Genomic DNA, 670 nt, shown 5'->3' on the forward strand with positions numbered 1-670 from the left:
GTAGCGGTCGGCGTCGAGAGTCTTGCTCCTCGCGACGCTCGTCATCGAGTAGACGGCGCCTTCGCTTGCCGACGATCGATCATATCATTCATCTACACTAATATTATAAAATGGAAACATTTGTTTGTTCGTATCTAATAGATATATTCCGAAATACACACACAGAGACACACACATATCACGTCTTTATCCCTTGCGGGGTAGGCAGAGCGTTAACGGCCGTAAAATACAGTCGCTATCACTACGTCTGACAAACATTTAAGGGCCATTTTAGAAATATTGTAAAATAATGATAATATAATTCAATATTTACTAAACTTACTTAAAAATTAGTACCGAAAGTGGCCGTTTTTGGCACTTGCATTCATAACTTTAATTACGGCAAATAATTTAAAGCATTTGAAGATTTTAATTTTGATTTACGTTAACATCGAAAACTAGTGCAAAGGTCAACCGGTGTTATGTTTGCATTTACATATATCATTTTCTTCGTAAAGTGGCGCTAGTTTCGCGGCACTATCTACCTTAAAGAAATCATGGATTCACTATCTCCGTCTTCACCTGCTGAAAAAGTAGTATTCATGAAAGGGTGTGCCCCCTGGAGGAATCGGCGATTGGTGGAACGGAAGCTGGTAACAATTGGATAGGCTATACCTATCATCGATCGATC

At 39.4% G+C, this 670-nt stretch carries 1 pseudogene; it reads left to right on the forward strand.

The window, feature by feature from the left end:
- Positions 1 to 515 precede the first annotated feature (515 nt).
- A pseudogene (locus tag ACJ5GX_RS07805) lies at positions 516 to 670 on the forward strand (phage terminase large subunit family protein); the annotation flags it as partial.

The organism is Wolbachia endosymbiont of Tuta absoluta, assembly GCF_059414725.1.